The 6,421-nt window shown below is 51.8% G+C and carries 6 protein-coding genes; all 6 read left to right on the top strand.

Annotated features, from left to right (window positions below; genetic code table 11):
• Positions 1 to 174 precede the first annotated feature (174 nt).
• The gene (mobQ, locus tag B5E82_RS16750) at positions 175 to 1,770 is read left to right on the top strand and encodes a MobQ family relaxase (RefSeq protein ID WP_087308674.1); all 1,596 of its coding nucleotides are present in this window, start codon (positions 175 to 177) and stop codon (positions 1,768 to 1,770) included.
• A 71-nt stretch (positions 1,771 to 1,841) separates the two neighbouring features.
• Complete coding sequence (locus tag B5E82_RS16745; RefSeq protein ID WP_206415734.1) at positions 1,842 to 2,489, top strand: CHC2 zinc finger domain-containing protein; 648 nt, start codon at positions 1,842 to 1,844, stop codon at positions 2,487 to 2,489.
• A 13-nt stretch (positions 2,490 to 2,502) separates the two neighbouring features.
• Positions 2,503 to 3,801 carry a virulence-associated E family protein gene (locus tag B5E82_RS16740; protein WP_087308672.1) on the top strand — a complete coding sequence of 433 codons (1,299 nt, stop codon included), beginning with the start codon at positions 2,503 to 2,505 and terminating at the stop codon, positions 3,799 to 3,801.
• A 253-nt stretch (positions 3,802 to 4,054) separates the two neighbouring features.
• Positions 4,055 to 4,249, top strand: coding sequence for an excisionase (locus tag B5E82_RS16735; RefSeq protein ID WP_087175101.1), 195 nt, complete (start codon positions 4,055 to 4,057; stop codon positions 4,247 to 4,249).
• Between the two features lie 85 nt (positions 4,250 to 4,334).
• Positions 4,335 to 5,534, top strand: a complete 1,200-nt coding sequence (locus tag B5E82_RS16730; RefSeq protein WP_087308671.1) for a site-specific integrase — start codon at positions 4,335 to 4,337, stop codon at positions 5,532 to 5,534.
• Positions 5,535 to 5,696: 162 nt separating this feature from the next.
• Complete coding sequence (locus B5E82_RS16725; protein WP_087308670.1) at positions 5,697 to 6,179, top strand: low molecular weight protein-tyrosine-phosphatase; 483 nt, start codon at positions 5,697 to 5,699, stop codon at positions 6,177 to 6,179.
• Positions 6,180 to 6,421 lie beyond the last annotated feature (242 nt).

The raw sequence follows: 6,421 nt of genomic DNA, 5'->3' as shown, positions 1-6,421 counted from the left end.
AACGCCGATGGAGAAATATGAGTTGTACTGTGCTGCATGAAATATGGCCAGCAACGCTTAGCTGCTGGCCGGAAAAATTTTATATTTTTTCTCTGTCCTCTTGACGGGGAGCAGTTCAAAACAGGTTCCCTGCTCTTTTTTTTGCCCGGACGCCGGGAGAAAGGAGGACACTGCTTGCCATGCCCGCACTTTGATGTAAAAGTTATCCAGCGCAGCAAGCGCCAGTCAGCCGTTGCGTCTGCCGCCTACCAGAGTGGGGAACGGCTGTTTTCCGAATACGACCAGAAACAGAAATACTATTCCCATAAAAGCGAAATCGTCCACACCGAAATCATGCTGCCGCCCCATGCCCCGCCGGAGTACGCAGACCGGAATACCTTGTGGAACGCCGCCGAAGCCATCGAAAAACAATGGAACTCCCAGCTTGCCCGGAGGTTCGTGCTTGCCATACCGAGGGAACTTCCCCGGTCACAGTACGCCGACCTTATCCGGGACTACTGCCGGGAGTTTTTTGTTTCCAAGGGCATGATTGCCGACTTTGCCATCCATGACAAGGGGGACGGAAATCCCCACGCCCACATCCTGCTTACCATGCGGGCGATGGATGAACAGGGCAAGTGGCTCCCAAAGAGCCGGAAGGTTTACGACCTTGACGAGAACGGCGAGCGTATCCGGCTTGCGTCCGGCAGATGGAAAAGCCACAAGGAGGACACCGTGGACTGGAACGACCAGAAGTACGCCGAGATATGGCGGCAGGGCTGGGCTGACACGGCGAACCGCTATCTGGAAGCCATCGGCAGCCCGGAGCGTCTTGACCTTCGCTCCTATGCCCGACAGGGGATTGATAAAATCCCCACCGTCCACATGGGGCCAGCGGTCAGCCAGTTGGAGAAGAAAGGCATACAGACCAACATCGGAAACCTGAACCGGGACATCAAAGCTGCCAATTCCCTCATGCAGTCTATCCGGCAGATGGTACGCAGCTTAAAGGGCTGGCTATCCGGCCTGAAAGAGAAAAAGGCGGCGCTGCTGGAAGCGCTGGAACAGGCAAAGGAGCCGACCATCCCCGAACTGCTTTCCCGGTATCTGGATAAACGGAGCGAGGAACGTACCGGCTGGACTTCCAAGGGGAAGCTGAAAGGCACTGTTGGAGATTTCAACAAGGTCATGGAAGCCCTTGACTTCCTGCGGCAGAAAGAGATTTCCACCGTGGAGAGCCTTGACGCCTATCTGGATGAAGCCAGCGCACAGGCCGTTTCTATCCGTGAGGAAATCAGGCCGATGGAGAAACGTGTGAAAGAGATTGACCGGCTGCTTTTCCATATCGGGAACTTTGAAGCAAACAAGCCGGTTCATGCGAAATATGCCGCTATCCGCTGGAAGAAACCCAAGGAGAAATTTGCCGCCGACCATAAGGAGGAACTGGACGCCTACAACGCTGCCCTGCGGTATTTCAAGGCTCACCTTGATGGGGCGAAGTACAGCACAAAGAAGCTGGCCGGGGAACAGGCACAGCTTTCAGAGAATATCGCTTCCAAGACGGAAGCGCTGACTGCCGTACAGGAGGATGTAAAGATTTTGCGGGATGTGCGCCACTGGCTCAATCAGGTTTTGCCATCCGAGCAGTACCGCCAGACCGCAGAGCCGGGAAAGAAACCGTCCATCCAGCAGGCGGTCAAAGGCCGGGAGCAGCGTATCCGGGAGGAACAGGCAGAGAAACGCCAGCAGCCGCAGCCCCGCCGCCAGCAAAAACAGGATATGGAACTTTAACCAATCAGGCGCTTGCCATTTTCCCCGTGAGAATGACAGGCGCTTTTCTTATTTTCAGGAGGATTTGCCTATTGAACGTATTTGAAGCCGTGAAGCAGTCTGTTACCACCCGGCAGGCCGCCGAGCATTACGGTATCCGGGTAGGGAGAAACGGGATGTGCGTCTGCCCCTTCCATGACGATAAAAACCCCAGCATGAAGGTTGACCGGCGTTTTCACTGTTTCGGCTGTCAGGCAGACGGGGATGTGATTGACTTTGTTTCCCGTCTGGAAAACGTCAGCCCCAGGGAAGCCGCCCTCATGCTGGCACAGGATTTCTCCATCCCCTATGAGGACAGGGAGCTATCCGGCAGGAGCCGCCCGAAGCCAAGACCCCGTCAGGAAAGCCCGGAACAGCAATTCAAGCGTATGGAGCGATATTGTTTCCGGGTACTGTCCGACTATCACAATCTGCTGCGCCGCTGGAAGCGGGACTATGCCCCCAAGACGCCGGACGAGGAATGGCACCCGCTTTTCGTGGAAGCCTTGCAGAAACAATCCCATGTGGAATATCTGCTGGATGTGCTGCTGTTCTCCGACATAGGGGAACGGGCTGCCCTGATTGCCAGCTACGGAAAGGAAGTGAGGAACCTTGAGCGGAGAATGGCAGACTTTGCCGCCCGAACTGCGGCAGGCCGTAGAACAGACCATACAAGAAGCCCCGCCACCCCGGAGCGTTGAGGAAGTCAAGGCCATGCTGGAAAGCACCGAGAAAGGCGGCGTCCGCAACAGTATTCACAACTGCCTGACCGTGTTCCAGCACGACCCCGAACTTTCCGGGGCGGTGGCGAAAAATCTCCTGACCGAGCGCATTGACCTTCTAAAGCCCATCGGCAGGAAACGTAGAACCGGCAGCAAGGCCATGACCGATACGGACATGAAATATATCCGGCTGTATCTGGAAAAGACCTACGGCCTGACAAGCGAAAAAAAGATAGCGGACGCCGCCGACCTTACGGCAGACGCCAACAGCTACCACCCCATCCGGGACTACCTAAGCGGCCTTGTCTGGGACGGGAAAGAGCGTATCCGCTGCTGCCTGCGGCACTTTCTGGGAGCCGACACGGACAATTACAACTTCCAATCGCTGCGGCTGTTCCTGCTGGGAGCCATCCACCGGGCGTTCTGCCCCGGCTGTAAATTTGAGGTCATGCTTTGTCTGGTGGGCGGTCAGGGAGCCGGGAAGTCCACCTTCTTCCGGCTGCTGGCGGTAAAAGACGAGTGGTTTTCCGATGATTTGCGGAAGCTGGACGATGATAACGTGTACCGCAAGCTACAAGGCCACTGGATTATTGAAATGTCGGAGATGATTGCCACCGCCAACGCCAAGAGCATAGAGGAAATCAAGTCATTTTTAAGCCGCCAGAAGGAGGTCTATAAAATCCCCTACGAAACCCACCCGGAGGACAGGCTGCGCCAATGCGTGTTCGGCGGGACTTCCAACGCCCTGGACTTCCTGCCCCTTGACCGTTCCGGGAACCGGCGCTTCCTGCCGGTCATGGTCTACCCCGAACGGGCCGAGGTACACATTTTGGACGATGAAGCCGCTTCCAGAGCCTATCTGGAACAGGTATGGGCGGAAGCCATGACAACCTACAAAAGCGGCGATTTTAAGCTGTCTTTTACCCCCGAAATGATACAGTACCTCAAAGAACACCAGCGGGATTTCATGCCGGAGGACACCAAGGCCGGGATGATACAGGCGTACCTTGACCGCTACACCGGTAGCGCCATATGCTCCAAGCAGCTTTTCAAGGAAGCCCTGAACCACCCCTTTGACGAGCCGAAACAATGGGAAATCCGGGAAGTCAACGACATTATGAACCACGGTATCACGGGATGGAAGTATTTCTCCAATCCCCGGATATTTGAAGGATACGGCAGGCAAAAGGTGTGGGAACGGGAAACCCCGGCAACGGGCGCTGACAACGGGCGTGAAAAAACGCCGGACGGATTTGTGGAAGTCACAGAGCAGATGGAGCTTCCCTTCTGAAAAATCCGGGGAAATGACAGCCGGTTGCCGACCCCGTTGCTATCCCGTTGCCGGGCCGGTTGCCGGGAAAAAGCCCGTAACTGCGGGCTTTTCTCCCCTATGACAACCAAAGCAACAGAAAAATAAAAGAAAAAGTAATAAATAACCAAACCGCCAGACAGAGATTGCTTTTGAGGTTTTTTGAAGCCCGTTGCCGGACTTCGTTGCCGACCTCCTCCTGTCTGGCTTATTTCATGTATGGAGGTAAATGCCTATGAAAGAAGTCCCTATTTGGGAGAAGAGTAATTTAAGTCTGGAAGAAGCTGCGGCTTATTCTGGAATTGGTATCAATAAACTGCGTGACCTGACAAACGACCAGAATTGTCGGTTTGTCTTATGGGTAGGAAATAAACGCTTGATTAAACGCCGCCTGTTCGACCAGTACATTGAACAGGCTTATTCTATCTGAAATTTGTGATGTAAAAGGCGGCCTTGATATGATACAATAAATGTGTCATATCAAGGCTCTTTCCATCACGGAAAGGAGTTTGACAATGTCCGAGAAACGCAAAGACCATAAAGGAAGAATCCTGCGGACAGGAGAGAGCCAGAGAAAAGACCTGATTTATCAGTACCGCTATACAGACATCCAAGGCAAACGGCAGACCATCTATTCCTCTGATTTGAAGGAATTGCGGGAAAAGGAAAAAGAAATCCAGAAGCAGCTTGACGAAGGGATTGACTATGCTGCTGGAAAGGCAACCGTGATTGCCCTTGTGGAACGCTATATCACCTTGAAACAGGGTGTGCGCTACAATACCAAAGTCGGTTACAATTTTGTTCTGAACCTGATTAAAAAAGAAGCTTTTGGCTACCGGCAGATAAGGGATATTAAGGTATCAGACGCGCAACAGTGGATTATGAAGCTCCACAGCGACGGGAAAGGGTACAGCACTATTACCAGCGTCAGGGGCGTTGTGAAACCCGCTTTTCAGATGGCTTATAACGAGGATATTATCCGCCGCAATCCTTTTGACTTCAAATTAGTGGACGTGGTTCCCAATGACTCACAGAAGCGGATTGCCATGTCGGAGGAACAGCAGGAGATTTGGATGGGCTTTATCCGGGAGGATAAAACCTACACCAAGTATTATGATGAATTTGTCGTGCTGCTGGGAACGGGTATGCGTGTCAGTGAGTTTTGCGGCCTTACAAAAAGTGATTTGGATTTTGAAAACCGGCGAATCCGGGTAGACCACCAGCTTGTCCGGGAACGGGGCGGAAAGTATTACGTCGAGAAAACCAAGACGGAGTGCGGCTGCCGCTTTATTCCCATGACAGAGGAAGTCTATCAAAGTCTGAACAATATCCTTAAACGCCGCAGGAAGATAAAGACGGAAATCATTGTAGACGGGTACAGCGGCTTTCTGCTGCTGGATAAGGACGACAAGCCCAAGGTGGCGTTGCACATCGAAAATGAAATGCGCTGGGCGATGAAAAAGTATAAAAAGCTGTACCCGGACAAGCCGCTGCCGCATATCACGCCCCATGTGTTCCGCCATACTTTCTGTACCAATATGGCAAACGCCGGTATGGATATAAAGACCTTGCAGTATGTGATGGGACACTCTGATGTGGGAGTGACGCTGAATGTCTACACTCACGCCAGCTATGACCGGGCAGCGGAGCAGATGGCGAAAATCATAGATTTCAAGGGAACTGTCACGCCGGAAAAGCAGAGAAAATCAGGTTGAAAATGCACCAAGTTACTACACCACTTACTACACCATTTGCCCGTGAATTTGCGTAGATTTACAAAGAATTGTGTGAGTTTAGGGCAAAACACAAAAATCGAAAAAAGCGCCGGAAAACCCGTAATATCAAGGTTTGAAGGCTTATGAAGGGATATAAGAGATATGATAAAAATACTATTCGTCTGCCACGGCAACATCTGCCGCAGCACCATGGCCCAATACGTCATGCAGGATATGGTCGACAAGCGCGGCCTTTCCGCCAGCTTCTACATCGACTCCGCGGCTACCAGCCGCGAGGAGATCGGAAACGGAGTGCACCATGGAACTCAGCGGAAACTGAAGGAGATGGGAATCTGGTGCGGCGACCACCGCGCCGTGCAGATGACAAAGGCGGATTATAAAAAATATGACTACATCATTGGCATGGACGGCTGGAACCGCAGGAATATGATGCGGATTCTGGGCTCGGACCCGGAGGGGAAGGTGTCGCTGCTGCTGGATTTTACGGAGCATCCCCGGGATATCGCAGACCCCTGGTATACGGGGAATTTTGATGTGACCTATGAGGATGTGAATGAGGGCTGCGAGGCGCTTCTGGCTCATATCCTCAGCGCGGACGCGACGAAGCTGTGTTCAGGAAGATAAGCGCGCAGACAGACAACGGAATAGATAATTTATATTTACATCATTAATTTTTGTAGGATACTCTGGAAGATTATAAGCGTGTTTGAGCTTTGAGCTTTTAGAGTATTTTTTATATGATAAAATAAGAAAAAATAGAAAGAAATTAGAAATAAAAGAGCATTTATCTGCGCTGCGAACATCTCAAATTATAACTTAAGTTTCTAAATTCTGTTATCATATGATAATGCATGTAAAAAATGATT

The organism is Lachnoclostridium sp. An138 (assembly GCF_002160765.1).
Classification (GTDB): domain Bacteria; phylum Bacillota; class Clostridia; order Lachnospirales; family Lachnospiraceae; genus Laedolimicola; species Laedolimicola faecalis.
Note: the sequence above shows the minus strand (reverse complement) of the source record. Positions and strands in the feature narration are given on the sequence as shown.

What these genes read in the sequence shown, in the direction of transcription:
- B5E82_RS16740 (WP_087308672.1), top strand. Translation starts at nt 2,503, where the DNA reads ATGCTGGAAAGCACCGAGAAAGGCGGCGTCCGCAACAGTATTCACAAC.
- B5E82_RS16735 (WP_087175101.1), top strand. Translation starts at nt 4,055, where the DNA reads ATGAAAGAAGTCCCTATTTGGGAGAAGAGTAATTTAAGTCTGGAAGAA.
- B5E82_RS16730 (WP_087308671.1), top strand. Translation starts at nt 4,335, where the DNA reads ATGTCCGAGAAACGCAAAGACCATAAAGGAAGAATCCTGCGGACAGGA.
- B5E82_RS16725 (WP_087308670.1), top strand. Translation starts at nt 5,697, where the DNA reads ATGATAAAAATACTATTCGTCTGCCACGGCAACATCTGCCGCAGCACC.